General features: G+C 69.0%; 18 protein-coding genes. 13 read left to right on the forward strand and 5 right to left on the reverse strand.

Features of this window, described 5'->3' with window-relative positions; genetic code table 11:
* Positions 1–4 precede the first annotated feature (4 nt).
* Positions 5–1198, forward strand: coding sequence for a cytochrome P450 family protein (locus ACZ7LS_RS10865; protein WP_382523193.1), 1194 nt, complete (start codon positions 5–7; stop codon positions 1196–1198).
* 255 nt (positions 1199–1453) lie between these two features.
* Here the strand turns inward: ACZ7LS_RS10865 and ACZ7LS_RS10870 are convergent, their stop codons facing one another.
* Positions 1454–1648, reverse strand: a complete 195-nt coding sequence (locus tag ACZ7LS_RS10870; RefSeq protein WP_385129455.1) for a hypothetical protein — start codon at positions 1646–1648, stop codon at positions 1454–1456.
* Between the two features lie 203 nt (positions 1649–1851).
* Here ACZ7LS_RS10870 and ACZ7LS_RS10875 point away from each other — a divergent pair, with 203 nt between their 5' ends.
* The 3 genes from ACZ7LS_RS10875 (at position 1852) to ACZ7LS_RS10885 (ending at position 2993) form a co-directional block, all read left to right on the forward strand.
* Complete coding sequence (locus ACZ7LS_RS10875) at positions 1852–2337, forward strand: hypothetical protein (protein ID WP_385129258.1); 486 nt, start codon at positions 1852–1854, stop codon at positions 2335–2337.
* Complete coding sequence (locus ACZ7LS_RS10880) at positions 2338–2703, forward strand: hypothetical protein (RefSeq protein WP_385129260.1); 366 nt, start codon at positions 2338–2340, stop codon at positions 2701–2703.
* Between the two features lie 101 nt (positions 2704–2804).
* Positions 2805–2993 (forward strand): hypothetical protein, encoded by a 189-nt coding sequence (locus ACZ7LS_RS10885; protein ID WP_382668055.1) that lies wholly within the window; start codon positions 2805–2807, stop codon positions 2991–2993.
* Positions 2994–4005: 1012 nt separating this feature from the next.
* Here ACZ7LS_RS10885 and ACZ7LS_RS10890 read toward each other — a convergent pair.
* Complete coding sequence (locus tag ACZ7LS_RS10890) at positions 4006–11799, reverse strand: scabin-related ADP-ribosyltransferase (protein ID WP_385129262.1); 7794 nt, start codon at positions 11797–11799, stop codon at positions 4006–4008.
* Positions 11800–12255: 456 nt separating this feature from the next.
* On the opposite strand from ACZ7LS_RS10890, the gene ACZ7LS_RS10895 reads away from it, so the two are divergent.
* Positions 12256–15474, forward strand: coding sequence for an FG-GAP-like repeat-containing protein (locus ACZ7LS_RS10895; RefSeq protein WP_385129264.1), 3219 nt, complete (start codon positions 12256–12258; stop codon positions 15472–15474).
* A gap of 56 nt (positions 15475–15530) precedes the next feature.
* Here the strand turns inward: ACZ7LS_RS10895 and ACZ7LS_RS10900 are convergent, their stop codons facing one another.
* The gene (locus ACZ7LS_RS10900) at positions 15531–16541 is read right to left on the reverse strand and encodes a Gfo/Idh/MocA family protein (RefSeq protein WP_385129266.1); all 1011 of its coding nucleotides are present in this window, start codon (positions 16539–16541) and stop codon (positions 15531–15533) included.
* A gap of 101 nt (positions 16542–16642) precedes the next feature.
* Between ACZ7LS_RS10900 and ACZ7LS_RS10905 the strand changes: the two genes are divergently transcribed.
* The 7 genes from ACZ7LS_RS10905 (at position 16643) to ACZ7LS_RS10935 (ending at position 23481) form a co-directional block, all read left to right on the forward strand.
* Positions 16643–17446 carry a GntR family transcriptional regulator gene (locus ACZ7LS_RS10905; protein ID WP_382523175.1) on the forward strand — a complete coding sequence of 268 codons (804 nt, stop codon included), beginning with the start codon at positions 16643–16645 and terminating at the stop codon, positions 17444–17446.
* A gap of 311 nt (positions 17447–17757) precedes the next feature.
* Positions 17758–18774, forward strand: coding sequence for a sugar ABC transporter substrate-binding protein (locus ACZ7LS_RS10910; protein WP_385129268.1), 1017 nt, complete (start codon positions 17758–17760; stop codon positions 18772–18774).
* Entirely contained in the window at positions 18771–19838 is a 1068-nt protein-coding gene (locus ACZ7LS_RS10915; RefSeq protein WP_382523170.1) for an ABC transporter permease, read from the forward strand. Before ACZ7LS_RS10910 ends, ACZ7LS_RS10915 begins: the two co-directional genes overlap by 4 nt.
* A complete protein-coding gene (locus ACZ7LS_RS10920) occupies positions 19835–20746 on the forward strand; it encodes an ATP-binding cassette domain-containing protein (protein ID WP_382523168.1) in 912 nt (303 codons plus the stop codon). Before ACZ7LS_RS10915 ends, ACZ7LS_RS10920 begins: the two co-directional genes overlap by 4 nt.
* A gap of 231 nt (positions 20747–20977) precedes the next feature.
* Positions 20978–22153, forward strand: a complete 1176-nt coding sequence (locus ACZ7LS_RS10925) for an ROK family glucokinase (RefSeq protein ID WP_382523166.1) — start codon at positions 20978–20980, stop codon at positions 22151–22153.
* Entirely contained in the window at positions 22150–22728 is a 579-nt protein-coding gene (locus ACZ7LS_RS10930) for a hypothetical protein (RefSeq protein ID WP_382523163.1), read from the forward strand. The genes ACZ7LS_RS10925 and ACZ7LS_RS10930 overlap by 4 nt, the downstream gene beginning before the upstream one ends.
* A 60-nt stretch (positions 22729–22788) precedes the next feature.
* On the forward strand, positions 22789–23481 hold the full coding sequence (locus ACZ7LS_RS10935; protein ID WP_382668010.1) for a M24 family metallopeptidase: 693 nt from the start codon (positions 22789–22791) through the stop codon (positions 23479–23481).
* Positions 23482–23564: 83 nt separating this feature from the next.
* Here the strand turns inward: ACZ7LS_RS10935 and ACZ7LS_RS10940 are convergent, their stop codons facing one another.
* Entirely contained in the window at positions 23565–24038 is a 474-nt protein-coding gene (locus tag ACZ7LS_RS10940; protein ID WP_382523157.1) for a hypothetical protein, read from the reverse strand.
* A 172-nt stretch (positions 24039–24210) separates the two neighbouring features.
* Positions 24211–24930 carry a hypothetical protein gene (locus tag ACZ7LS_RS10945; protein WP_385129272.1) on the reverse strand — a complete coding sequence of 240 codons (720 nt, stop codon included), beginning with the start codon at positions 24928–24930 and terminating at the stop codon, positions 24211–24213.
* Between the two features lie 272 nt (positions 24931–25202).
* On the opposite strand from ACZ7LS_RS10945, the gene ACZ7LS_RS10950 reads away from it, so the two are divergent.
* The gene (locus tag ACZ7LS_RS10950; protein WP_471064296.1) at positions 25203–26639 is read left to right on the forward strand and encodes an FG-GAP-like repeat-containing protein; all 1437 of its coding nucleotides are present in this window, start codon (positions 25203–25205) and stop codon (positions 26637–26639) included.
* The last annotated feature ends 33 nt before the right edge of the window (positions 26640–26672 follow it).

Raw genomic sequence — 26672 nt, forward strand, 5'->3', positions numbered from 1 at the left:
TCCGATGGCGGCTATCGAACTGGCAGACTACGGACCGGACTTCAACGTCAATCCCTATCCGTACTACGAGAAGATGCGTGAGACGGGCCCCGTCCACGAGATCCGGACCCCGGACGGCAATCGCTTCTGGCTGGTCGTCGGATACGAGGAGGGGCGCCTCGCCCTCGCCGACGCGCGGCTGTCGAAGTCGCTCTCCGTGATGGGGTACGAGTCGACCGACGAGGCGATCATGGGCCCGCACGTGCTGACTCTCGACCCGCCGGACCACACGCGACTGCGCAAGCTGGTCGCACCCGAATTCACCCCGCGCAGAGTGGAGAAGCTGCGCCCGCGCGTCCAGCAGATCACCGACGACCTGCTGGACGCCATGGTCCCGGCCGGACAGGGCGATCTGGTCGACGCGCTGGCCTTCCCGCTGCCCATCACCGTCATCTGCGAACTGCTCGGTGTGCCGCACGCGGACCGTGACACCTTCCGGGCCTGGACGAACGAGATCGTCGCGCCGACCACGGCCACCGGCGCCCGCGACAACACCATCGAGCTCTGCGCGTATCTCGACGCGCTCATCGAGGACAAGCGCGCCTCGGCGCCCGGCGACGATCTGCTCTCCACCCTGCTGCGCACCCGCGCGGAGGACGGTGACCGGCTGTCCGCGGCCGAACTGCGCGCCTGGGCCTATGTCCTGCTGATCGCCGGTCATGAGACGACCGTCAACCTGATCGCGAACGCGGTGCGGACGCTGCTCGGCAATCCCGGTCAACTGGCCGCTCTGCGAGCCGACTTCGGCCTGCTGGACGGGGCGATCGAGGAGACGCTGCGGTTCGAGGGGCCGGTGGAGACCAGCACCGTACGGTTCAGCAGCGAGCCGGTCACCTACGGCGACACGGAGATTCCGGCGCGCGAGACGGTTCTGATCTCGCTGGCCTCCGCCGACCGCGACCGGGCCCGCTTCCCCGCCCCTGACACCTTCGACATCCGCCGCTCCACCACCCCGGGCCGCGGCCCCGGCCATCTCGCCTTCGGCCATGGCATCCACTTCTGCCTGGGCGCGCCGCTCGCCCGGCTGGAGGGCAGGATCGCCATCCGCACGCTGCTTGAGCGCTGCCCGGACCTGGCGCTCGACCCGGCGGCGGGCCCGTACGAGTGGCTGCCAGGACTGCTGATCCGCGGGGTACGCGGGCTGCCGGTGCGCTGGTAGAGGCAGAAGGGAAACCGGCCCCGCTGTGGGCGTGCCGTCGATGTCCCGCCCGCCCTGCGGGCGGACGACACTGCTTTCGCAACACGCCCTGGCCAAGCCAGGCGCGGACGTCCTTGGCGGCGAGTTTGGTGAGCTTCTTCTTGGCCGAGGCCGGGGATGAGGTAGCGGTTGACGCAATACGGCCGAGCTGGAGGCGGGCCATGGCCTGGGGCACGGTCAGCAGTTCCTCCGGAGCCCCCTCGGAGGCCGTGGTCATCAGCAGCCGCCTTCCGCCGCGAACTGCCATTCCAGTCCTCTGCGATACCGGACAGCGACGGCGAGGAGCGCGGCGCCGGAGCCGTAGCCCGAGCCGAAGTAGTCCCAGTGGCCGACGACGAGCGTGGTCGTTGGGTCGGACTCGGGCAGGCCGGCGCGGGCCGCTGGACGGCGACGTTCTCCAGCCAGTAGCAAGCGCGTGCGCGTCTACGGCACCACCCGCACGGAAGCCCTGGCCAAGCTCACCGAAATGATTGCTGACAGCAACCGCGGCATCCCCGTCCCCTCCGCGCAGGGTGGCGTGGCCACGTACCCTGACGTGGTGTTGGACCCGCATCGGTGGCTGGAGCTGAGGCGTTCCGCGGTCTCTACGTGTCGCGTGGTCCTGGCACGCGCGGATGGACGTAGCTGCCCGTAAGGCGTGGGTGCTCGCCGCGACCGGCCCCAGGGACCCGGCCTTCGGCTACCGGCTCAGAAAGGCCCTGACGGCGGTCCTTGGGAAGTACCGCGCCCGTGAGATCCGGTTCGATCCGTCGGTCCGGTATATCCCGCCCGCCGTCGTCTTCCAAGACGTCGAGCGTACGGTCCACGACCCGGCCGCGTCGGGCGACGAAGGGCTGCCACAGAAGATCACCACCAGCCTTGTCCCCTCGCACGCCGACCTCTCGCAGCTCCCCTTCTTCCCTAATCCCTCGCACGGCGAGACCCGCACCCGACAAGGACTGCCGAGCGGAATGGAGCCCGAGATCGCTGCGCTGACCAACTGGGCCTGGGATCCTGAGCACTTCATGCGGCGAGCGGGCGGCGCGGAGCCCGTCAACCGCGGCTGGGAGGACGGCTACTTCCGCGGCCGCGAGGACGAACTGCACGAGCCCTCCACCTGATTGGACGACGAGACAGCAGGGCCGGGCCTGCGTGTGGTAGCGGGCAAGCCGGCGGCGGGCAAGTCGGACCTGCTGGGCGTGCTTGTCTGTGCCGCGCACCCGACGCTGCGCAGGCATACCAGGGCCCTGTGGCGTGGTCTCGGTGGCTCGGCCCCCGGCGAGAACGAGCGGGTCGCAGTCGTCCACGCCCGCCGCCTGGGGACCGGCCAGATCGTCGACTCCCTTGTCCGGCAGCTGTGGCACATCAACGATCAGGACGGCTCACCAGGTCAATCAGGCGGTGATTCGGTCCCGTTGGCAACGAATCTGGTGGTCGCCTACGAAGCCCCGCACGCACACCCGGAACTGCCCCGGGGCTGTTCCTGACCATCAGCTCGCCCCTGGCCCTGCCACGCGCCGTCTTCAAGCGACTACTACCCTCCCCCAAGGGCGTCGCGCCAGCGCTGCGGGGCGCGCGTCCACCGGGCGTGGCACGTTGGGTCAACATCGCCGATCCCGGCGACCCCGTGGCCATTCCTCCGGGCCTCGGCGTTTTCTTCGACGGCGTCGCCCTGGACCACACGGCCGTCGTCGGGTTCCACTTCGACTTCCATCACGCCAAGAATTACCTGCGGTCGTCGACCACTGCGGCCACCCTTGCCCCTTATCTCGGCTGAGCCACGGGCGCGGCCCTGCTGAGTCCGGTCCATGTGCACCTTCACCAAGGGGAGCACAGTACTGTCCGAGCTATTCGGAGAGTTCCATTATTTGACTGCACCATTACGAGATCCGTTCTGCTAAGGATCTTCATCTCCCCTGCTTGGCGGATTCTTTCCTGGTGGCTGAAGAGATTGTGGAAGCCGCGAAGATCACTGCGCAAGTAGTGCGCCTGTCGAATTGGAGTCTCACCGTAAGTTCTGTGCCCGTTGGGAGCATCGCGCGAATCGTGCTGGCGCAAGTAACCGTGCCGGACTGCGGCTGACCGAGGAACTCCTTGATCATGACGAGGTCGATGCCTTGTTCGAGGAGCAGGGTGACGCTGGAGTGCCAGACGCCGTGGAGGCGGATGGTCCATCGTCCGCTGATGTTGCCGACAGAGTTGCCGTCAGCGCCCAGAAGCCCCACCGGAATCGGAACCCGGCGGGGCTTCAAAACTTCCCTCTGCCAGAGCAGGGAAGATTGGCGCGACTTATTTCCTAAAAATGCACGGCGCCTTCAGTCCTTATTGGCCATCATTCCCCGAGATGTCGCGGCGCCGACTCCTGGAGAATTCATCAGCCAAACACTTCTCAAATTCTTCCTTTTGGTTTTCATCCCAGTACTTGACGGAGCGCCATCGCTCCAGATCGTACTCTTCATGCCACTTCCATGAAGATACCAGTGCCCACAGGGCGTTCCACGACACTGTGACCCGCATGCGCACCAATGACTGTGCCTCATTGCCCCGATCCGAGAAGGATAGAGAATTTTGAAGCGTGACCACGAGGTGATGCAGGGCACTTCTGACAGTGCGCGCCATTTGCCGCTCGTCAGATCCGCGCTCCGCCTGGGCAAGTCCCGCAGTTCGCGCCATGAGAAACGATTCCAGGCGTGTGACATCACCAAGGGTGATGTCACACCCATAGCGCAGCGGTCGTCCTTGGGTCTCTGAGCCTTCCAAGCCCTTCCCCAATCAACCGGGGTGGATCGCTACCTCTCCCAAATTGGCTCATCGTAGTCGAAGTCGATCTCACCCCACTCATCCTTCTTCCAGATTCGGGTCACATACGCCCATGGAATTCCGCCTTCGAAGGCTATCTCTGCCTCGTGGGCGTTTGGGTTCATGCCACCCATGCGCTCGTTCACATCGATTCCGCCCGGTGCCCCACTAATCTCGTACACGTACCCATCCCTGGCGTAGGTGGGAAATGTGGCAGCAGTCTGTGCATTGCTGGAAGTCGATATGTAGTTACTGGGGGTATTGTTTTCTACGTAATCTCCAAGATTTGTTCCCCCATCCGGGTTGCGGGACATGAAACCGCCAGCCTCTTCGATCTCAGCGGGCGACCGCGTATCGCCGCGATAAACCGTACCGCAATTGTGGACGAGGACCGGGGTAGCCCCAGCCAGCACATAGTACGTGTGCAGGTTACCGACAGTGAGGTTGTAGACCGTTTCGTCCGGGACCGTCCAGTGCTCGACCGCCGTGATCTGGACGATGGTGCCGGCGCCGGTGCGGAGCCACTGGCCTGGGCGGAGGTCGGTGGCGTCGATCCATTCGGCGAGTTCGGGGACCCAGAAGGGGTGGCCGTCCGTCGCCGTTACCTCGGCTTTTTTCGTGCCCTTCTCGCCGTTGGTGTCGATGATGACCTTGACCAGCTGCTTCAGACCATGGCCCTTGATCTCCGCCGTGACTGTCTCGACGCGGGTCTCGCCCGTTTTCGGGTCGGTCGCGACGACCTTGTCGCCCGGCTTGACCTGATCGATCGGCTTCGTGGTGCCGTCGGCCATCAGGACCTTCGTGCCCGCCACGAAACTGTTGTCAGGCGTCTCGCAGGAACCGCCCCCACCCGCCTTGCCCGAGCCGCCGCTTCCGCTGGAGCCGCCGCCGCTGGTGCGGGCCGTGCCGCCCGAAGTGCCGCCCGGCTTGGCGCCGCCGGCCTTGGAGGCGCCGCCGCCTCCGCTGGATGCCTTCTGCAGGGAGACCTTCGGGGCGGCCTTCGCCTGGGCCTGTTTCTGGACCGCGTTGCCGGTCTTCTTGGCTTGGGCCGCGGCCCGGTCGGCGATTCTCTTCTCCTGTTCCGCCGCCTTCTTCTTGGCTCTCTGGGCGGCTTCCCTCTTCGCTTTCTCGATCGCCGCCTTCTTGGCCCGAAGCGCCGCCGCCTCCGCCGCCTTCGCCGACTTCAGGACCAGCTCCGCCGCCTTCTTGGCCACGCGGAAGGATTGAATGGCGCTGATCGTGCGGTTGACGGCCCTCAGCACCGAGGGGATCTTGCCCAGCTTGCTCCAGGGGATCGCCCCGATGATCAGGCTGCCGCACGACCACATGTCGCCGCCGAAGCAGGACAACGCCTCGTTGATACCGATGAAGTCCTTCAGGGTCTCCCATGCCACCGCGAGGATCACCGAGGTGAGGGACTTGCCGTTCATCGCCTGGGCCTGGGAGACCTGGGCCGCCGAGAGGCCCGCGCCGGCCAGGGCCGCCGCGCGCTCCGACGCCGTCAGGGAGATGGCCAGACCCGTCGGGTCGGACATCGTGACGGGGTTGTTGTGGGCGTAGGTGTAGCCGTTGGACTGGAGGACGTCGTTCAGGTCCAGGACCGGGTCCGCCGACAGGAAGCGGCCCACCAGCGGGTCGTAGAGCCGGGCTCCCAGAGGCTGGAAGCCTGAGGAGTCGTCACGGGTCGCGCCCAGGAAACCGGTGTGCGACTGAAGATTGGCGCCGACCGTACTGGTGCCACGCTGGTTGCCGAACGGGTCCTGCTTGCGGATCCGGACCGTGTTCGTGCTGTTCAGGGCGACCTCGGCGTAGGTACTTCCCTGGTGGTCACCCGCCAGCGCGACCAACTGATCGGCGCCCTCGCCGTTGGCGTACCGCATGACCGCGCCGCCCGGCGCCGCGTAGGTGCGCTGCGTGTGGAGCAGCGCGCCGCCCGCCGCGACCGTGACCTCAGTGTCGCCGAGGGAGAGCGTGGCCTGCTTGCCCTTGATGGAGAGCAGCCGGCTGCCGTCGGGGCCATACACGTAGCGGGTGTCGTTCTGTGCGGACCAGAGCTGTTCGGCCTTGTCGGTCGCACAGGCGGCCAGCACGAGGGGGGTCGCGTTCGCCGTGTTCCCGTCCTTGACGGTCACGCACAGGCGTGACTCCAGGTGCATGAGCTGGCCGGTGGCCGTCCGCTTCAGCTCCTGGTCCGCCTTGCCGTCGCACTTCCGGATCCCGAGCGCGGAGCCCTCGGTGTTGGCGGCCGGCTGCGCGCACCAGTCGTCATGGACGGTCAGCGCGCCGCGGTCTGCATCCGCCTGTTCCGGCGTCGGTGTGAAGCGCCAGCTCTGGGCCGTGGACGTGTTGCACGGGTAGAGCTGGAGCGGCTGGGCGGCGGTCGCCAGGCCGTTCTTCAGGTCGAGGCACTTGTCCGCCAGGCCGACGTACGGGGTCTTGCCGCCCGTGCCCTGGCCGGTGATGCGCTCGACCTGACCGTCGTAGGTCCAGGACAGTTCCTGCTTGTCGCCGTTCTCGGACGAGGTGACGGACTTGGTCTCGCCCGTGAGTTCGTACAGGCGCTCCGCCTCGGCCTTGACCTGGGCGCCCGCCGGGGTGGTGTAGGTCTTCGAGACCTTGGTCAGCGTGTGCGGCTGGGTGCCATCCTCCTTGCCGTACGCGTACGAGGTGACCGCGTCCTTCGCCGTCGCGCCGGTCAGGTCCTTCTCGGTCAGCTTCTCGCGGTTGCCGACCAGGTCGTACTCGTACTCCTGCCAGTAACCGGAGTTGTCCTGGCCCGCCGCCACGTTCAGCGATCCGTCGCTGTTCTTCGGGGTGGTGCAGGCGGTCTGCTCCTTTGCCGTCCAGGCCGTCTTGAGCTGGCCGAGCGGGTCGTAGGAGAAGCACTGGCGTTCGGCGATGCCGGTGGAGTGCTCGCGGATCGAGGTGACATTGCCGGACGGGTCGTAGGTGTACGCCCGCTTGGAGACGAGGATGCCGTCGACGACGCTCTGGTCGCCGGTCTGCTCGCGGTAGACCGACTGCTCGGTCAGTTCACCGCTGGACTCGTCGTAGGCCGCCTGCGTCCACACCCGGTTCGGCTGCGCGCCCAGCGTCGAGCGCTGGACCTGGCCGTAGGAGTCGTAGACGGTCTCGGCGGCGTACCAGTCCTTGCCGGAGAGGGAGAGCGGCTTGCCGTCCTCGTTGTAGCGGACGACGAGCTTCTCCGCGTCGAACTGGCCGGCCTTCGGAAGCGACGCCTCCTGGAGCATGCCGTTGTCGTTGTACGTGTAGCCGTACGTGTAAGAACTCTCCAGGCCCCACGCTGTTTTCAGGGAGGATGGCAGGGTGAGGGTGGTCGAGGTCGGCTGGTAGTCCTTGGTGTAGCCCTCGACCTTCTGGGTGTACGCCTCGCCGTCCGTGTAGCGGGTCGCGGTGTACGGCATGCCCTTGCCGCCGGGCGCCTTGTCGTAGTCGAAGGCGGCCAGCAGCTTGCCGGTGGATCCGTCGAGGCGCTGCTGAGTGGGCCGGGACAGCAGGTCGTAGCCGTTCCAGACGGTGACGTTCCGGGCGTTCTTGGTGGTCAGGACACGGTCACGGGCGTCGTACGTGGTCCTTGTGGTGCCCGTGTCCGGGTCGGTCGCGGTGAGCTGGCGGCCCCGGTGGTCGTACGTCCAGCTCCACGGATGCTGGGGCTGGGCCGAACTGGTCGCCCTCTCCATGCGGCCGTGCTTGTCGTACGCGTACCGCGTCGAGGTGAAGCCGTCCGGGGCCTGCGGGTTGAAGGTGTCGACGCGGGAGGTGCGGCCGAGGGCGTCGGTGTAGACGCGGTAGTCGGAGGTGCCGGCCGGGTTGACGACCTTCGACCAGTCCTGGCCGTACTCGTAGCGGGTGGCCCGCTCCGGGACCGGCCGCGAGGTGGCCTCGCCGGTCAGCGGGTCCTGGACCTTCAGGACCGGGGTCTCGGCCAGGACCCGGCCGAGGCCGTCGTACGTGTAGCGCGTGACGTTGGGTACGGCGGTGTCGGCGAGCGGGGTGAACAGCTCGCCGGGCTTCGCGTCCTGCGTGAGGTAGGCGTTGTTGGTCTGCCAGACCTCACCCGAGGTGTTGTAGAGGGTGTCGGTGATCAGATGACCGCCGCCGTCGGCCTCCTCCTGTGTCTGCCGCTCGCGGCCGAGACCGTCGTAGAGGGTGACAGACGTCTCGATCCGGTCCTCGTGACCGCGGACGTAGGTGGTGACGTACGGCGGCTTGCGGTCGGGGTTGTTCTCGTCGTAGCGCGGGATGGTGTAGGTCGCGCGGAAGTCCGGGACGGACGAGGAGGACGGGGTACGGCCCGCCCCCCACGCCTCGGACATGCGGCCCAGCGGGTCGTACCTCGCCTCGCTGACCTGGCCGTTGGCGTCCGTGGTCCGGAGTGTCGTCGAGCGGCCCGGCTCCAGTTCCTGAGTCTGGGAGTGTCCCGCCGCGTTGGTCTCCGTGACCGTGAAGACCTGTCCGGTGGGCGGGTCGTAGGTGATCGTGCCCGCGTTGCCGTCCGGGTCGTACTGCTTGACGACGCGGCCGACTTCGTCGAACTCGCTGCGGCCGTCGCCCTGGAAGCCGGTTCCCTCGCCGTTCAGGGACCATGTCTGGGTGGCCTCACCGAGGGCGCTGGAGGCGAGCGCGGTGCCGTAGCCCTGGCCGTCGTAGGCGGTGCGTGTCGCGCCGCTCAGCGTGGACAGGTCGGCGAATTCGGCGGCGGCGCAGGTGGTCGGGGAGACCAGGACCTGTTTGGTGAGGCCGATGAGGTTCCTGGCGTCCTGGTGGAGGTACTCCAGCCTGGTGCAGGACTCGTCGCCGCTCTTGCCGGTGTCACCGAGGGACTCGACCTGGGTGGGCAGGCCGTACACCGGCTCGTAGGCCGTCTTGCTCCTGACGGTCCGCTGGGTGCGGGTGTCGTCGCCGGTGCCGGAGGAGCGGGTGTACGCGACATCCTCGGGCTCGGTGACCCGCCAGGCGCGCAGCGGGCTCAGGCCGTCGTCGCGGTCGCGTTTGGCCAGTTCGGTGGCTTCGGGGACGGTGACACTGCGCGAGAGCCAGTCGGTGTCCGCGTCGGAGGCGCTGGCATACGACAGTTCCTCGGCGATACGGCCGGCGAAGGGTTCCCGGTCCTTGGCGATCTCGGCGCCGGTGATGTCGTTGACCGGGATCGTGTCGCCCATGCCGCGGAAGTAGCGGGTGACGGACTTGGATTTCTTGCTGCCGATGGACGTCTCGTCCGCGCCCGTGATGACGGTGGTCTGTTCGAAGCCGGCGAACTGCGCGTAGGTACGGGTGGACTTCTTGGTGAACTCGGCCTCGGCGAGCTTCCAGCCCGCGTTCTTGTAGCCGTACGCCGTCTGCGTCGCGAACGCGCCGTCGACGTTGGGCAGTTCTTCGATGGTTTCCACCACGTACTTGTGGAACCAGTCGATGTCCTCGACCTCGGGGTCGGGGTTCCAGTACGAGGGGTAGCACAGCCGGGTGTTGGCCTTGAGCGCCGCGGTGTCCTTCTCGCCGGGCAGACCGGTGCCCGAGGCGCACGCCCCTTCGGGCTGCTTGTACGTGACGACGGTCTCGCCGCCGTACTCGTTGATGACGCGCGCGATCCGCAGCCGGGAGAAGCCGGGACGCGCGTCGTTCTTCACGCGGTTCGGCATGTCCTCGGCGTTGGACTCGAAGCGCACCGGGTTCAGGGTGACGCTGTCGTCGGTCGAGCCCTTCCGGGCGTAGCCCGTGCGTTGGATCGACTCCAGCCACAGGGCCGTGTTGGCACCGGTCTTCAGGACCGGGAAGCTCTGCTTGAGGGTGTACTTGTCGACCACTTGGCGGGCGTCGGTGGTGGTGAGGCGCTGGGACGAGGTGGTGATGGTGGTCAGCCGCTTGCGGGTCCAGAACGACGGTCCGGCGTTCCAGCACTTCTTGCCCGCCTGGCAGCGCAGATCGGCCGGGGTGTCGTACCAGATGCGGTACTTGCCCGGGTCCTTGTCGGCGAAATTGTCGTCCGAGCAGGTCAGCGCGCCCTCGGCGAGGCAGCGCTCGGCGACCGTGAAGCCGACGCGTTCCGTGGCCGGGGAGGTGAAGACACTGCCCTTGATGTTGCGTTGACCGTAGTCGATGTGGCCGAGCCAGCCGCCGCGGTCGTATCGGACCGGGGCCTTGAAGTTGAAGTTGCGGGCGTAGTAGTTCTCTTCCTTGTTCCACCACAGGGACATGGCGTTGCCGTGGACGTCCTCGACGTAGTCGAGGTTCCAGCGCCATGCCTGGGTGCACCAGGACCCTGCCCAGTCACCGGCCTTGTAGCAGTCCTCGTCCGGATGGTTGCCGTACACCGGCACGGTCAGGACGGAGTCGGTGACCGGCCGGCCGCTCGACCATCCGGGTAGCTTGTGTTTGCCGAAGTGGTACCGGGTGCCGTCGCGGGTGGTGACGACCCAGTACTCGCCGTCGCGCGCTCCGTTGCCGGTGGTGTTGTCCTTGATCTGCTCGACCTTGGCGCCGTCGCCGTTGGCGGTGGTCCACTTGCCGTCGTCCCATACCAGCTCGGTGGTCGTGCCGCCGAGGGAGAGAGTGGCGTTGTTCGAGCCCCAGCACAGGTCCGCGGTGCGGTGGGTGGCGTTGTTCGAGCCGGACTTCTTGGAGTCCTCACGGCACGACGCGTACGTACGGGTGATCGAGCCCGGGTTGTAGTCCCAGCCGTCGCCGATCCAGGAAGCCTGGTTGTTGGCCGCTGAGGTGCGGCCGTCCACCGACTGGGAGGAATAGCTCAGGTTGACCTTCGGCGTCAGGCCGCCCGCGGACTCCGGGACCTGTGCCTGGTAGCCGTAGGTGAACGCGCCGGAGGACGAACCCGCCGACCAGGAACCCGAGGAGAGCAGCGGGGTGGCGGTGTAGTCGCCGGAGGCGGAGGAGCCGGTGTCGAGGGCGCCGACCACCTGGGGGCCGGATGCGTCGACGGCTGGGAGGACGGAGGTGTCGGTGGACGCCGTACGGACGGAAGCACCGGAGGCGGACGCGCCCGAGTCGCCGGAGTCGCCCGTGTCCCCGGACAGCAGTCCGGCGACCGGCACCGAGCCCGAGAGGATCTTGCGGGTCGGCGACTTCTTGGCGGCGGCGGTACGGGTCGGCGACTCGGCGGCGGGGACCACCTCCACCGAGCTGCTCAGCCGCTCGGCCTTCTCCCCGGCCTTGCCGGACATGGTTGTGACGCCCTCGGCGGCGCAGTCGCCGGTGTCGGGGGCGTCCAGGACGCAGTCGGGCAGCAGCATCAGGCCGAAGCGGTCGGCGGCCTGGGGCCCGTAGAGGTCGGCGAAGGCCGTGGTGTCGACGGCGAGCGCGACCTGGGCGGTCGGATCGGCGGAGGCGGGCGGGGTGACCCGCATGATCATTCCGGAGACGCCGGCGTCCTGAGACGTGGCCGGCGGAGCCAGGTCGACCTTCCAGTCGCCCGCGAGAGTGGCCGGATCGGCGCCCTCGGGCACGCCGACCGCGATCGGCAGGTCGTCGACCGGGACGGTGGAGCCGGGCGCGGTGTCCTTCGTCAGCGTCGCGACGCCACTGTCCTCCGTCCACGGCGTGACGGCGGTCGGCGTGTACGGATCGACCGGGACCTCGGGCGCGGTGGTGAGACTCTTGTCGGCCTCCTCGTCACCGTCGACCGCGGTGTTCTCCGGCAGTTCGGGCAGCTCGACCGACCGGCTCATGCCGGGCCCGGGCACCGCGAACGCGCTGCCGCCCAGGCAGGTGACGGTCAGCGTCGTGGACAGCAGAAGGACGGTCGCCATGCGGGCATGCCGCCGGCGCTGTCGTTGTGATTCCGTCTTGACCAGGCGTCTTCGACCCAGCCAGGACAGTGGACCTTGAACACGCATACGCGACGACCCCACCCAGGCGATGCAAAAAACAACAGCGGCGGTCCGCACCTTCTGCCATGAGCGCCGCAGGTTTCAAGGGCATTGTGTGAAGCACGAGCGACGCTCTGTGATGCCGCTCACGGGAGAATCACTGCCAAATCCCCATCTGGCGGTCCAATGAGTCAGACCAGCCAAGGATCACCATTACCGCCACACGTCCACCGGCCAAGATCACTAGAATCCGACATTCGCGATTGATGGCCAAGACCACACCAAGGCTCCATCACAGATTCATAAATTCCTTACGTATGGACACGCTGTGTGGACCGTGTGATCGTTTCCGCGCCCGTGCCCTCATCCGCCTGGTTCACCCGGGAGTAGACCGCCGTGTCCGCGCCGCCCCGTTTTCTCAGCCCCTTCGTGTGCACACGCGCCCGGCTGACACTCAGTCTCGGCCTGGTTCTGGCCGCCCTGACCGCTGCCCTGCTGCCCTGGTGGCAAACTGACGAACCGTCACCACCCCAAGCCCGCAAGACGCATGACCTCCACAGGACAGCGACCGCTCCCCGCGACGAGGCCGCCGCAGCGGCCGAAGCCCGGCGCACCGGCAAGGCGGTAGTCGTCGACACGGCCACCACCGCCACCGCCATGACCTGGGTTCAGCCGGACGGCCAACTGCGCACGCAGATGGCCGCACTCCCCCGGCGCGCGAAGAACGCCGAGGGACGGTGGGCGCCGATCGACAACCGCCTGCGCCGCACCGCCGGCGCCACCGACGGACTGGGGATCCGCCCGGTCAACCCGGCCGTACCGGTGCGGTTCGCCGACGGAACGTCCACCGTCGGGAAGACGCGCGCGAACCGGTCTTATGCCAGAGCGCTCTTGACGAACACTCAAATACTGCCTGGTGAAACGGTGTTGGCGGAGACGGTCGTCCATGGCCACGTCATCTCGTACACCTGGCAGGGCGAGCTGCCCGAGCCGGTGCTCGACGGACCGCGCGCCCTCTACTCCGAGGCGATGCCGGGCGTCGACCTGCTGCTGGTCGCGCGGGAGGAAGGCGGTTTCGCGCAACTGCTCATCGTCAAGGACCGCGAGGCCGCCCGGAACCCGGCGCTGGCGAAGATGTCGTACGGACTGCGGTCGTCGACGGCCGTCTTCCGGTACGACACGACGGCAAGCCGGATCCTGGTGCTGGACCCCGACGGTAAGGAGATCGGTTCCGTGCCGACGCCGTTCGCCTGGGATTCCAGCGGGCGTGACCCTGAGGCGCCCGAAGAGGCGCCCGAGGAGACGGACGAGGGGACGAACGGGGAAACGGAGGCGGGCACGAACGAGCCGCGCACCTCGGTCGCCACCCCGGAAGACGTACTGAAGCTGTCCGGACTGACTGGAATCGAGCCGGGGTCCCGGCAGGCTCCGGCCCCGATGGAGCTGGCCGGAGACGGTACGGGGACGGCGCGGATCGACGTGAAGGTCGGCGAGACCGGTCTGCTCAGCGATCCTGAGGCCCAATTCCCGGTGTTCGTCGATCCGACTCTCAACGCGGGCTGGCTGGCTTGGACCGTGGCCTACAAGCCGTACCCGAACACCAGCTTCTGGAACGGCACCAACTTCAGTTCGGGCACGTCCGACGCACGAGTGGGCCACGAGGACGACACCGGCGGTACCGCCCGCTCCTACTGGCGGATGAGGTACAGCACCACGCTGAAGGGCGCGACGGTCACCTCGGCCAAGTTCAAGGTGCTCAACAACCACTCCTGGTCCTGCACCAAACGGGAGTTCCAGTTCGGGCTGACCGGTGCGATCTCCTCGGGTACGACATGGAAAGAGAAGCCGGGCTGGGAGGGCGCGGTCCTGAAGCAGTCGTTCGCGCACGGCTGGTCGTCCAGCGACTGCCCCGACGCCTACGAGTCGTTCGACGTGAAGTCGGGCGCGCAGAAGGGCGCGGACAGCGGCTGGTCCACCATCACCTTCGGGATGCAGGCCACCAGCGAGGGCGACACCCAGACCTGGCGGAAGTTCCGGGCGACCTCGGCGGAGCTGACCGTCGTCTACAACCGCAAGCCGACTGTGCCCGGCAGCGTCACCTCCACCCCCGGCAGCACCTGCAAGACCACCGCGGGCGGCGCGACGATCGGCAAGACCAACCTCGTCCTGTCGGCGAAGTCCACCGACCCCGACGGCAACCTCAAGGGGCTGCGCTTCCGGTTCTGGAAGTCGGGCGCCAGCACCCCGGCCGGCACGCTCGTCACCAGTCTGTCCAGCGGTAAGGGCACACTGACCATCCCGTCGAGCACCCTGGTGGACAAGGGCGTGTACTACTGGGACGTACGCGCGGAGGACTCCGGCGGCCTGGTCTCCGCGTACTACCCCACCAGCGGAAACCGGTGCACCGTCACAGTCGACGGCTCCGCCCCGTCCCCGCCGACCGTCGAGAGCGATGTCTTCCCCGAGGCCACCGACGACGGCCTGACCTGGGCGACCGTCAAATTCCCCGGCACCGGAGCCGTCACCTTCACCTCCCCGGACACAGCGAAGTTCCAGTATGGCATCGACGGCCAGGGCTGGACCGATGTGACGGCGACCAAGGGCACCGCCACCATCCCCGCCCTGAAGCCCCCGCATTCGGGCCCCAACTCGCTCCAGGTGTACGCCTACGACGTGAACGGGAACAAGAGCGCCGTCACCAACTACACCTTCTACGTCCAGCCCGGCGACAAGGGCGACAGCCCTGGTGACACGGGCGGCGACGGCATCCCCGACATCCTCCAGGTCAGCGGCGACGGCGACCTGTACAACTGCGTCGGGCTCCCTGGCGGCTCGCTGAACGGCTGCCTGGGCGCCTCGTACACCTCGGACAAGCAGTTGCACCCGGCCAAGCACTGGTATAACCCCACCACCGGCAAGGCCGCGCTGATCACCCACTACGGGGACGCCTACCCCGGCGACGGCATCACCGACCTCTTCGCCGTCACGCCGGACGGCGCCTTCTGGCTCTACCCCGGCGACGGCTACGGCAGCTTCGACATCGGTAAACGGATCAGAATCCTGCTCCCCGCCAACGCCCCGGCCCCCGCCGTCTGGACCCAGATCAAGGCGGTCGGCGACATCGACGGCGACGGCCTGCCCGATCTCGCCCTGCGGGCCGGCCCGGCCTTCTGGGTCCTGTCCGGCTACACCGGCGCCACGTTCCGGACGGCCACGCTGATGAACGTCGACGCGTGGGCCCGCCGCGACATCGTCAATGTCGCCGACATCAACGGCGACAGCGTGCCCGACCTGCTGTGGCGCAACCTGGACAACGGCAACATGTACGTCCGCCACGGCAAACCCGGCAATGCCGACGGCGTCGACCTCGAATCGCTCAAGCTGGCCGGGAACTCCCTCAACGGGGACGTCTCCTATGGAACGAACTGGACCGAGGCGAACATCTCGACGGCTCTCGGTATCCCCGACGTCAACAACGACGGCATCCCCGACATCTGGGCTCTTTCGGGCGTCGACGGTCAGATGCGGATCTACTACCCGTCGAAGACCAACACGAACGCGCCGGTCAAGGTAGCCCTGGCCAAGGACTGGAGATCGATGAAGGCCCTCGGCTGACACGACGCCTCGGCTGACAGAAGAACCACCTCAGGACGCGATTTCTCGCTGGAGTACTAACCGTCCTGGACGGGGATCTCCGACAGCCGCACCGGGCGCCGTTCGCGCCGGGAGCGCTCGCACGCCTCCGCGATCCGCAGCGCGTGCAGCGCCTCCCGGCCGTCGCACGGGTTCTCCAGCTCGCCGGAGACGACCTTCAGGAAGGCGTCCAGCTCGGCCTCGTACGCCGGGGCGAACCGCTCCAGGAAGCCCGGCCACGGGCTGTCGGGGGCCGGCGGGGCCTTCGGTTCGGCCGACGTGATCGGCGTACGGTCGTCCAGACCGACCGCCACCTGGTCCAGCTCGCCCGCCAGTTCCATCCGTACGTCGTAGCCCGCGCCGTTGCAGCGGGTGGCCGTGGCCGTCGCGAGCGTCCCGTCGTCCAGGGTCAGGACCACGGCGGCGGTGTCCACGTCGCCGGCCTCGCGGAACATCGCGGGCCCCGCGTCAGAACCCGTCGCGTACACCTCCACCACCTCGCGTCCGGTCACCCACCGCATGATGTCGAAGTCATGCACCAGACAGTCGCGGTACAGGCCGCCGGAGAGCGGCAGATACGCGGCCGGCGGCGGCGCCGGGTCGGAGGTCATCGCCCGTACGGTGTGCAGCCGGCCGAGCCGCCCCGACCGTACGAGCTCGCGCGCCGCGCCGTACCCCGCGTCGAAGCGGCGCATGAAGCCCAGCTGGAGCACCGTGCCCGCCGACTCCACCTCGCGCAGCGCGCCCAGCGTCCCCGGCAGGTCCAGGGCGATCGGCTTCTCGCAGAAGGCGGGGAGCCCGGCCCGGGCGGCGCGGCTGATCAGTTCGGCGTGGGAGGAGGTGGCCGAGGCGATCACCACGGCGTCCACGCCCTGGGAGAAGATCTCGTCGACGGAGGGGGCCGCGGTCGCTCCCGTGCGGGCGGCGACCACGGCCGCGCGCTCCGCGTCGGTGTCCGCGACCACCAGTGAGCCGACGTCGGGGTGGCGGCTGAGCACGTCCGCGTGAAAGGTGCCGATACGGCCGGTACCGATGAGTCCGATGCGCATGGCCCCAAGCTGGCCACAGGGCGCTCGTCATGTCAAGAGTTTGTCCTGACAATCGAACGTACCGACTTCCCGTCAACATGCCGTGCGGTTACGCTCGCCCCGTGCCCCAGCAGCCGAGATCAGCCCGCCCCGGACAGGAGACGCCAGGACCGGAGACGGATCACGCCACGCCGCTCCAGCTCAGCGTCGACCGCACCAGCCCGGTTCCGCTCTACTTCCAGCTCGCGCAGCAACTGGAGGCGGCCATCGAGCGGGGCGGACTGGCGCCCGGCAGCCTGCTCGGCAACGAGATCGAGCTGGCGGGCCGGCTCGGGCTGTCCCGTCCCACCGTCCGGCAGGCCATCCAGTCCCTGGTCGACAAGGGGCTGCTGGTGCGCCGCCGGGGCGTCGGCACGCAGGTCGTGCACAGCCAGGTCAAACGTCCGCTGGAGCTGAGCAGCCTCTACGACGATCTGGAGGCGGCCGGCCAGCGCCCCGCCACCCGCGTACTGCGCAACACCGTCGAACCCGCCACGGCCGAGGTCGCCGCCGCGCTCGGCGTGTCGGAGGGCGCGGAGGTACGGCTCGTCGAACGGCTGCGGTACGCGCACGACGAGCCGATGGCGTATCTGCGCAACCATCTGCCGATCGGGCTGTTCGACTGCGACACCCCCCGTCTGGAGACGACCGGTCTCTACCGGATGATGCGCTCCGCCGGAATCACCCTGCACAGCGCCCGGCAGACGGTCGGCGCGCGGGCCGCCACCGCCGAGGAGGCCGAACGGCTCACCGAGCCCACCGGGGCCCCGCTGCTCACGATGGAGCGGACCACGTTCGACGACACCGGACGGGCCGTGGAGTTCGGCTCGCACATCTACCGCGCCTCGCGCTACTCCTTCGAGTTCCAGCTGCTGGTGCGCCCCTAGCGGCCACGGCGCCGCCGTCTCCTCGTCAGCATGTACGGACAAAGTATTGACGCGTCCGTACGGGCCCGGCTAGAACTCCCTCCAGCCGCAACGGGGCGGCCGGGACAGAAGGCGGATCCATGGCGCGAACCCCTCGCAGCACGCGAACCACCGGAAACGGAGGGCGGGAAGCGGGCCCGGCCCGCCCGGGAGTCCACCCGCCCCGGTACCCGCCGACCGGCCACCGGACCGGCATGACCGATACTTGGGCGGCGCCGGGAGCGAACGGGTCCCGGCCGCACAGCGGAGTACGGCAAGAAGGGCGCGGCGTCGTGGCAAGGGTTCGGACAGGGGTACGCGCGACGAGCGCCGTGCTGGCGGCGGTACTCGCGGCCTCGGTTCTCGCGGGGTGCAGCAGCACCGGCGGCAAGCGCGCGGAGGAGCGGGCCCAGCGGGCGGCGGCCCAGGGGCGGGCCGCGGTGGACACCCCCGAGTGGACCGTGGCCATGGTCACCCACTCGGGCAGCGGCGACACCTTCTGGGACATCGTCCAGAGCGGCGCCAAGCAGGCGGCCGTCAAGGACAACATCAAGTTCCTCTACGCCAACAGCGACGAGGGCCAGCAGCAGGCCCAGCTCGTGCAGTCCTACATCGACAAGAAGGTCGACGGACTGATCGTCACGCTCGCCAAGCCCGACGCCATGAAGGCCGTCGTGGAGAAGGCGGTCAAGGCCGGTATCCCGGTGATCACCGTCAACTCCGGAGCGGCGGAATCGGCGTCCTTCGGCGCGCTCAGCCACATCGGCCAGGACGAGACCATCGCGGGCGAGGCCGTCGGCGACGAACTGGACAAGCGCGGCAGGAAGAAGGCCCTCTGCGTCATCCACGAGCAGGGCAACGTCGGCCACGAGCAGCGCTGCGCCGGAGCGAAGAAGACCTTCGACGGGCAGCTCCAGAACCTCTACGTCGACGGCACGAACATGCCCGACGTCGAGGCGTCCATCGAGGCCAAGCTCCAGACCGACCGGAGCATCGACGCCGTCGTCACCCTCGGCGCCCCCTTCGCGGACACCGCCGTCAAGGCCAAGGAGTCCGCGGGCAGCGAGGCCGAGATCGACACCTTCGACCTCAACGCCAAGGTCGCCTCCTCGCTCACCTCCGGCGCGCTCGGCTTCGCCGTCGACCAGCAGCCCTACCTCCAGGGGTACGAGGCCGTGGACCTGCTCTGGCTCTACCGGTACAACGCCGATGTCCTCGGCGGCGGACGCCCCGTGCTGACCGGGCCGCAGATCATCACGCGGAAGGACGCCGGCGCGCTCGCCGCGTACACGAAGCGGGGCACCCGATGACCGCGACCGCCCCGCCGGTCAAGGACCGCCCCGGCCGGCCCGCGGGCGACGACGAACGGCTGCTGCACGCCTCCCCGCTGCGCACGCTGCTCGGCCGGCCCGAGCTGGGCTCGGTCGTCGGCGCGCTCGCCGTCTTCCTCTTCTTCTCGTTCGTGGCGGACTCGTTCCTCCAGCTGTCCAGCTTCGGCACCGTCCTCTACGCGGCCTCCACGATCGGAATCATGGCCGTCCCGGTGGCGCTGCTGATGATCGGCGGCGAATTCGACCTCTCCGCCGGTGTGATGGTGACCAGCTCCGCGCTGGTCTCCTCGATGTTCAGCTTCCAGATGACCGCGAACGTCTGGGTGGGCGTTCTGGTGTCGCTGCTGGTCACGCTGGCCTTCGGGGTCTTCAACGGGGTCATGCTGACCCGTACGAAACTGCCGAGCTTCATCATCACGCTGGGCACGTTCCTGATGCTCACCGGGCTCAACCTCGGGCTGACGAAGCTGATCAGCGGCACGGTCTCGACCAAGAGCATCGGCGACATGGAGGGCTTCCCCTCCGCCAGGGCGCTCTTCGCCTCCCAGCTCACCCTCGGCGGCGTCGAGCTGAAGGTCACCATCCTGTGGTGGGCCGGGCTGGTCGCGCTCGCCACCTGGATCCTGCTGCGCACCCGCTTCGGCAACTGGATCTTCGCGGTGGGCGGCAACGCCGAGGCGGCCCGCGCGGTCGGTGTGCCGGTGCTGAAGACGAAGATCGCGCTGTACATGGGCGTGGCCTTCTGCGCCTGGGTCTCGGGCCAGCATCTGCTGTTCTCGTTCGACGTCGTCCAGTCCGGCGAGGGCGTCGGCAACGAGCTGATCTACATCATCGCGGCCGTCATCGGCGGCTGTCTGATCACCGGCGGCTACGGCTCCGCGATCGGCTCCGCGGTCGGCGCGTTCATCTTCGGCATGACCAGCAAGGGCATCGTCTACGCGGAGTGGAACCCGGACTGGTTCAAGTTCTTCCTCGGAGCGATGCTCCTTCTGGCCACCCTGCTCAACGCGTGGGTGCGCAAGCGTGCGGAGGCGACACGATGACGGGCGACACCACGGCGGGCAGTGCTACGGCGGGCAGCGCAACGGGCAGTGCCGCGGCGGGCGGCACGAGCGGCGCGCTGGTCGAACTCGACGACGTCAGTAAGTACTACGGCAATATCCGCGCCCTGGAAGGCGTCTCGCTGGAGGTCCACGCGGGCGAGATCAGCTGTGTACTGGGCGACAACGGCGCGGGCAAGTCCACCCTGATCAAGATCATCGCCGGGCTGCACCGGCATGACGCGGGCGACTTCCTGATCGAGGGCGAGAAAACCTCCCTCGCCTCCCCGCGCGAGGCCCTGGACCGCGGAATCGCCACGGTCTACCAGGACCTCGCCGTCGTACCGCTGATGCCGGTCTGGCGGAACTTCTTCCTCGGCTCCGAGCCGACCAGGGGCAGCGGCCCCTTCAAACGGCTCGATGTCGCCCTCATGCGCGAGACCACCCGGGCCGAACTGCTGCGGATGGGCATCGACCTCCGCGATGTCGACCAGCCGATCGGCACGCTGTCCGGCGGTGAGCGCCAGTGTGTGGCCATCGCCCGAGCCGTCTACTTCGGCGCGAAGGTCCTCGTCCTGGACGAACCGACCGCGGCGCTCGGGGTGAAGCAGTCCGGGGTGGTGCTCAAGTACGTAGCCGCCGCACGTGACGCGGGACTCGGAGTCGTACTCATCACCCACAACCCGCACCACGCGTATCTGGTCGGTGACCGCTTCGTCCTGCTCAAGCGGGGCGTCATGTCGGGCAGCCATACCAAGGACTCGATCACCCTGGATGAGCTGACGCGGCAGATGGCGGGCGGTTCCGAGCTGGAGGAGCTGAGCCACGAACTGGAGCGCGCTCCGGCGCCCGCCCATCTCGGCGGGCACCCCGGCGGACGCACCGGTGACGGTCCGGGCGACAGGGACTGACCTGGGACGCCGCCGCCACCGTACGGCCCCCGCCGGGCCGCACAGCGACCATGCCCGCCCCGGATGGCAGAATCTGGCACGGCGGACACCGTCCGCCGCCGCCGCCCGTCCGGGCCAGGCGGCCCCCGACCCCGCAGGGACGACACGACTCGTGCGCGTACGCAGCCGCCCACTCACCCGGCACGGCGAGCCGGAACCGCTCGCGCCGACGGACGAGACCAGGCCGGGCCGATGAGCACCTACCGCGACTTCGCACACCGCGGCACCGCCCGCGCCACCGTCCTGAGGACCGTCGGCACCCGTGAGCGCCGCTCCCTCCTCACCGCGCCCCGCGTCCCGACCGTCGGTATCGACATCGGCGGTACGAAGGTCATGGCCGGCGTCGTCGATCCCGACGGCAACATCCTGGAGAAGCTCAGGACCGAGACGCCGGACAAGTCCAAGAGCCCCCGGGTCGTCGAGGACACCATCGTCGAGCTGGTCCTCGACCTCTCCGACCGCCACGACGTGCACGCCGTGGGCATCGGCGCGGCCGGCTGGGTCGACGCCGACCGCTCCAAGGTGCTCTTCGCGCCGCACCTCGCCTGGCGTGACGAACCCCTCAGGGACGCGATCTCCTCACGGCTCGCCGTGCCGGTGATGGTCGACAACGACGCCAATACCGCGGCCTGGGCGGAGTGGCGCTTCGGCGCCGGACGCGGCGAGGACCATCTCGTCATGATCACGCTCGGTACCGGTATCGGCGGGGCCATCCTGGAGGACGGCCGGGTCAAGCGCGGCAAGTTCGGTGTCGCCGGCGAGTTCGGCCATATGCAGGTCGTACCCGGCGGCCACCGCTGCCCGTGCGGCAACCGTGGCTGCTGGGAGCAGTACAGCTCCGGCAACGCCCTCGTACGGGAGGCCAGGGAGCTGGCCGCCGCCGACTCGCCGGTCGCGTACAACATCATCGACCGCGTCAAGGGCAACGTCCACGACATCACCGGACCGCTGATCACCGAACTCGCCCGCGAGGGCGACGCCATGTGCGTCGAGCTGTTCCAGGACATCGGCCAGTGGCTCGGCGTCGGCATCGCCAATCTGGCCGCCGCGCTCGACCCGTCCTGCTTCGTCATCGGCGGCGGGGTCAGCGCCGCCGACGATCTGCTGATCGGCCCCGCCCGCGACGCCTTCCGCCGCCATCTCACCGGCCGCGGCTACCGCCCCGAGGCACGGATCGCCAAGGCGCAGCTCGGCCCCGAGGCGGGCATGGTCGGCGCCGCCGACCTCGCCCGGCTGGTGGCCCGGCGCTTCCGCCGCGCCAACCGCCGCCGGGTGGAGCGCCATGAGCGGTACGAGAGATACGCCCAGGCCATCCGCACCGCCCGCCCGACGCAGGAACCCCGTACGACCCAGGAGCCGCCCTCATGACCGTGGAGCTCCCCGTGCCCGTGCGCGACGAGAGCGGCAAGCCGCCCGAGGACCGCGGGCACCGCAACCGCCGCCGCTGGCTGACGGCCATCGTCATCGTGCTGCTCATCGGCATCCCGGCCGGCTACCTCGTCATCTCGGCCGGGCAGAGCCGCGAGAGCGGCCGGAACAAGGAGGCCGAGTCCTCGGCCACCGGTCTCCAGCCGCTGCGCCCCTCCAAGATGAAGCGCCGCGTCTTCGAGGTGCCGATACCGCTGGGCGCCACCAGGGTGCGCTACTTCGAGACGAGCAACTGGAAGACCAGCCGGCTCTACGTCCAGTTCGACGTCACCTCGGGACGGCTCGACACCTTCCTGACCGAGATGGGCACCAGCCGCTCCGCGCTCAAGGACGACGCGATCACGATCACACCGCGCGACCGCCGCACCGTCGGCTGGAACTTCGACATCCCTGGCCACGACTGGGCGGGCACCAGCCACCAGCAGAAGGGCCCGCGACCCAGCCAGGACGTGGTGGTGGACCTGACGGAACCCGGCTTCCCCCGGGTGTACGTCGTCTCCACCACGACCCCCTGACCTGCCGTGTCGGGCGAACTCGGTTGCGGGACGACGATGCGTGTGCCTACGGTCGCCCACATGGCGGATGACGAACCGACGCGCGCCGCGCGTCTGCTGGATGCCCAGGCGAAGGCCGTCCGGCTCTTCGCGGAGATCGAGGAGCGCGGGCTCGTCGCCCCGGGAGAGGGCGAACGGGCGCTCAGCGACCGCATCCGGGACCTGGCGAACGAGATGTTCGGCACGACCCGGCACTGGCACAAGCGGATCGTGCGCTCCGGGCCGAACACGCTCATGCCGTACCGGGAGAATCCGCCGGACCGGCTGATCGGCGCGGACGACATCGTGTTCGCCGACTTCGGCCCGATCTTCGAGGAGTACGAGGCCGACTTCGGGCGGACGTTCGTGCTCGGCGACGACCCGGTCAGGCATCGGCTGCGGGACGACCTCCCGAGGGTCTTCGCGGCCGGGCGGCGGTTCTTCGAGAGCGAGCCCGGCGTCACCGGCAAGGCGCTCTACGCCGAGGTCGAGCGACTCGCCACCGACGCCGGATGGGAGCTGGGCGGCTGGCACGCCGGGCATCTGGTCGGCGAGTTCCCGCACGAGACGATCGACGGCGCGGACGTCGAGTCGTACATCGCGCCCGGCAACGGCACCCCGCTGCGGCGCACCGACAAGGCCGGGCGCCGCTGCCACTGGATCCTGGAGATCCATCTCGTCGACCGGGAGCGCGGATTCGGCGGCTTCCACGAGGAACTGCTCGACCTCGGCTGATCCGGCACGCCCGCTCCGGGCGGCCGGCGCGCGCGTTCGGCGACGTCACGCGCGCGGCGGCCGCTTGGATGGGGGAGTACCGGTCAGTCGCCGGTGTTGGTCGCCCAGACGGGCCGGTTGGCGCTGTTGTAGACGACGACGTTGCCGTCGTCCTGGACGGCGAGGTAGCGCCCCTTCTGCCAGGTTCCGGCGGCCCAGAGAGCCCGGCCGGCCCTGTTGTAGACGACGAGGTTGCCGTCCTCCTGCATGACGAGGCGGTCGGCGTTGGGGTAGACGTTCGGGGCCTGCCAGGCGGCACGATTGTCCTTGTAGAGGACGACGTTGCCGTCGCTCTGGACGCGCAGGATGGCGCGGCCGTTGCCGGAGGTCCAGGCCTGGTTCTTGCCGAGGGTGGCGGGCGCGTAGAAACGGGAATCGACGCGCAGCGCCTCTCGGGGCTGCGCGCTCCGGACGGTACGGTCACTGCCCGCGGCGTCGGCGGCGGGAACGGCGGCCAGGATGGGCAGGGCCGCGAGGGCGAGCGCGGGAAGGCCGCGCCACACGAGTTTCTTGATCACACCCCCGGATTAAGGCAGTCCGCTGGCGCCCGCGACAGCCGCGCGGACACCAACTCACCCGTATGGTCCAGCGATTTCATCGCCGAAACGACACTGCGCGGGGCTCGCCCGACCAGGGTTTCAGGCCAGGGTTTCAGGCCAGGGTTTCAGGCCAGGGTTTGAGGCGAGGGTTTCAGGCGAGGGTGTAACCGAGTACGCCTCCGTGGATCTGCCCTTCGCAGGTGGCCTGGATGGAGTCGAAGATCTGCCGGTTCTCGTTCCGCAGGCAGCGGAACAACTGAACCGTGGCCACGCCTGCCGGCGGACTGGTGTGGAGCCACCCGAGGCGGGTCACGTACTGCTGGCCCTCGCAGTTGACGTCCGTGCTGGTGAAGTGGTCGCCTCTGACCTGGCAGAGGTACAGCGGAGTGGTCTCCGGAGCCGCGTAGGTGTAGAGCGAGCCCAGCGGCCCCTGCAACTGGTACCCGGCGGGGTGGTACCAGCTGTTGCTCTGCGTGTCGGAGCTCTTGTGGTACCGGTTCAGGACGAACGTCGGACCCGGGGCGTACGGCTCTCCGGCACAGAGGTATTCGACGGCGACCTGCACGTATCCGTTGGGGAGTTGGTTGACGATCGTCGGGCCCTTGACCAGGTTGCATCGTGCGGGGTCGAAGCCCTTGGCCACGGCGTTGTCCAGGGCGGTGCCGACGGCCGACTGCACGGCGACGTTGTACGGGCCGCTTCCCAGGCCACCGATGTAGAGCTGCACCGGCCCCACTGCGGCCGCGGCTGAGGCGGCCGCGGCAGAGGGGGCCGGGGCAGTGGCCGGGGAGGCCGCGGCCGGCGATACGAGAGCCAGGGTGAGTGCGGCGACGGTCGCGGCCAGTGCGGTGAGACGGCGAGTCACGTGCATGAAGGACCTCTTCCTCAAGTCGGAATCCCGTGGCCGGGCGCAAGGTGATTCATGAAATGCCGGTGGTCCGGGCGTGCGGGGCACCGCCCGGCCGCCTCAGCCAATCAGGCGCGGACGACGCCGAACAGTGGGTGGTGAGGCACCCGTGCGGGAGAACAAGCCGACTTCGGACGCGCGCGTGCCGGCGCCGGGGGGTGTGGGCCAGGGGGCCACGAACGGTCCGGTCCGGCCGCCCGCACAACCATTCGGGAGCGGCCGCGGTCCAACTCCCCATGCGGAAACGACTTCTCGTCCCTCTGGCCCTGACCGTGGCAACCGCATGCGGGGCCCCCGGCGTCGTACCCGACTCCACCGTCCCACCGGGCACGACGCGGACCGCCACGGCCACGAAGCGGCCCGCGGCCGAGCCGGCCCCCGGCCCCGACACCGCCGGGGCCCACGCCGACTTCGACGGCGACGGGAAAGAGGATCTGGTCATCACCAACACCTCGGCCACCGTCGACGGAAAGTACGCCGCCGGCTACGCGGCCGTGGTGTACGGCTCGACGGCCGGCCCCGACATCCGGCGCCACCAGGTGATCACCCAGGACAGTCTCGGCCTCGGCAAGGCGGGCACCGGCGGCCGCTTCGGCAGCCAGGCCATCTCGGCCGACCTCGACGCCGACGGCCGCAGCGATCTCATCACGCAGGCCGGCGGCAGTACGGTCTTCGTGGTCTGGGGCGGAAAGAAGAAGCTCTCCGGCGCGGTCGGGCTGACCGGCGCCACGCCGGTCGCCGGCGACTTCGACGGCGACGGCCACGCCGACCTCGTCACGAGCGGAAGCACGGGCTCCGAGGCGACGGTACGGTTCGGCCCGTTCACCCGGGCGGGCAAGCCCATGCGTACGAAGACGCTCGACCTCACGCCCGACACGTCGTCGTACTACACACCCCGGCCCACCGGCGTCGGCGACGTGAACGGCGACGGCAAGGACGATCTGGTGGTCACCTGGTCGCACGTGTTCGCGGACGAGATGCCGATCCCCCGTGCCACCGTCGTGTACCGAGGAGCGGCCGACGGCGTACTGGAGAGGGGCCCGCGCCTCAAGGACGCGCGCGGCAACGACATGTACGGCTCGGTCACCCTCACGTCCGACGTGAACAAGGACGGCTTCGACGACGTGATCGTCAGCCTCACCTGCGAGACCATCGGCGACATGGCCGTGCCCGAGGGCGGCAGCCGGCTGATGGTCGCGTACGGCGGAAGGAGCGGGCAGAGCACCAGCCTGAAGCCGTCGACGATCAACGAGGGGACGGCGGGGCTGCCCGGCAGGCCGGTCTCCTCCGGCTGCGGCTTCGGGTACGCGCCGGCGACGGGTGATGTGAACGGCGACGGTTACGCCGACGTCGCGTTCATCGCTCCGGTCGAGACCGGCGAGGCCGGCGATGCGGTGACCATGGTGCTGCGCGGCGGACCGAAGGGCCTGACCGGCAAGAACGCGACGAGCATAGGCCTCCCGATGGGGCCCATGCTGGCGCTCCATGACCTGAACGGCGACGGCGCGGCCGATCTGGCGGGCGGCACGTGGCATGAGAGCGGGGCCGACGACACGGTGCGGGTCCTGCGCGGCGGCCCGTCCGGCATCAGCACGTCCGGGCCGACGCTCATCGAGCCCGCGGATCTGGGACTGACGCCGATGCCGGGTGACAGCTTCGACTTCGGCCGCTGAAACAGCCGGCGCCGCTGTCGGGCGGGGGCGGCG

The organism is Streptomyces sp. NPDC039430 (assembly GCF_055639435.1).

Coding starts and splice junctions, on each gene's coding strand:
- ACZ7LS_RS10865 (WP_382523193.1), top strand. CDS start 5: ATGGCGGCTATCGAACTGGCAGACTACGGACCGGACTTCAACGTCAAT.
- ACZ7LS_RS10875 (WP_385129258.1), top strand. CDS start 1,852: ATGGACGTAGCTGCCCGTAAGGCGTGGGTGCTCGCCGCGACCGGCCCC.
- ACZ7LS_RS10890 (WP_385129262.1), bottom strand. CDS start 11,799: ATGGCGACCGTCCTTCTGCTGTCCACGACGCTGACCGTCACCTGCCTG.
- ACZ7LS_RS10900 (WP_385129266.1), bottom strand. CDS start 16,541: ATGCGCATCGGACTCATCGGTACCGGCCGTATCGGCACCTTTCACGCG.
- ACZ7LS_RS10915 (WP_382523170.1), top strand. CDS start 18,771: ATGACCGCGACCGCCCCGCCGGTCAAGGACCGCCCCGGCCGGCCCGCG.
- ACZ7LS_RS10920 (WP_382523168.1), top strand. CDS start 19,835: ATGACGGGCGACACCACGGCGGGCAGTGCTACGGCGGGCAGCGCAACG.
- ACZ7LS_RS10925 (WP_382523166.1), top strand. CDS start 20,978: ATGAGCACCTACCGCGACTTCGCACACCGCGGCACCGCCCGCGCCACC.
- ACZ7LS_RS10930 (WP_382523163.1), top strand. CDS start 22,150: ATGACCGTGGAGCTCCCCGTGCCCGTGCGCGACGAGAGCGGCAAGCCG.
- ACZ7LS_RS10935 (WP_382668010.1), top strand. CDS start 22,789: ATGGCGGATGACGAACCGACGCGCGCCGCGCGTCTGCTGGATGCCCAG.
- ACZ7LS_RS10945 (WP_385129272.1), bottom strand. CDS start 24,930: ATGCACGTGACTCGCCGTCTCACCGCACTGGCCGCGACCGTCGCCGCA.
- ACZ7LS_RS10950 (WP_471064296.1), top strand. CDS start 25,203: ATGCGGAAACGACTTCTCGTCCCTCTGGCCCTGACCGTGGCAACCGCA.